The sequence below is a fragment of the Salibacter halophilus genome (assembly GCF_008806325.1).
GTDB classification, from domain to species: Bacteria; Bacteroidota; Bacteroidia; order Flavobacteriales_G; family Salibacteraceae; genus Salibacter; species Salibacter halophilus.
Genome location: NZ_WACR01000019.1, coordinates 1 through 1,303, shown reverse-complemented (window position 1 = coordinate 1,303; position 1,303 = coordinate 1). Strand labels below are relative to the sequence as shown.

The following is a 1,303-nucleotide window of genomic DNA, read 5'->3' as shown; positions in this document are numbered from 1 at the left end:
AACACGTTTGGTTTTAAAATGATAGACCGAATGAATTTTACTAAAAGGGGCGATATTGCCCCTTTTTTTATTGACATAATCATCAACCTGCAAAGTTTGAAAAAGGATACTATTGCTTTATTCTTTTTTAGGAGTTTAAAATTTTATAAATTGCGAGTTCAATAAGTAGAAAGTTTTGTGTGTTAATAGGATCTACTTATTTATTTAAATTAATTAAATCTTAAAGCTTATGAAGAGAAGTTTACAAAATGCCTTATTGATTCTGGCGATCTTTGCTTCAGGATCAGTCATTGGACAAATTTATAACGTCCAGCTAACTAATATTTGCTCTCCAAATAATAATGGGAGTGCAACTGCATCTTTTCCAAATACTCTAGTTCCAGCGGCTACTCAAGCTACTGTTACTGTTGATTATCATGGAGATTTGAGTGCTTCAGGCGAGTTTTTAGAAGTTTATGGTGAAAACAACACCTTTTTAGGTCAATTAAATGGTGGATCTGACTGCTCAACTCAATACACATCAACTTTTACTGTTTCTGTTGCTGATATTAATGCATGGGCAGCTGATGGTGTGGTTGATATTGAGGTAACAGCAGCTAATGCTACTACGACAGTAAATAACTTTTGTATATGTGGAACTCCTGGTAGTTCTTCAGGTAATGTTTCGTTTAGTGCAAATGTTACATTAGATTACACTTACACTACAGGTCCTAATGACGGTGGTGTTGTTTCGGTAGATACAAGTGTAGTTACTTGTAGTCCAGGTGATATTAATGCTGTTATTAAGAATTATGGTACTAATCAGCTTAATAATGTGATGGTGAACTGGAGTGTTGATAGTGTTGTTCAAACTCCTTTTATGTTGAACTCAACTCTTGATACCTTGAATGGTTCTGGGTCTACAGATACTAGTTTAACAATAGGTCAATACGATTTTCCAGAGTCTGGAATGTATGAAATAAAAGTTTGGACATCTATGCCTAATGGTGTGCCAGATACATCGAATATAAATGATACTGCTGTTGTTATGGTTGAAGCTGATTTACTCGATCTTCAGGTAGCCGAAATGACAGATGTGTCTTGTTTTGGTGGATCTGACGGATATGTGAAAGTTACAACAAACGGGTACGCTCCTACTTATATTTGGAGTAGTGGTTCTACAGGGGATTCTGTTACTAACTTATGGGCTGAACCTCATTTGGTTGTAGCAAATGACTCTGTTAGTTGCCCTGATACTTTAGAGGTTATTGTTAACGAGCCACCAGAGTTAATGGTGAATTTACTCGAAGGAGGAAGTGTTCCG

At 36.0% G+C, this 1,303-nt stretch carries 1 protein-coding gene; it reads left to right on the top strand.

The window, feature by feature from the left end; translation table 11 throughout:
* Window positions 1-229: 229 nt before the first annotated feature.
* Window positions 230-1,303: hypothetical protein (locus F3059_RS13590; protein WP_151170208.1), on the top strand; the 1,074-nt coding region annotated here is incomplete at its 3' end.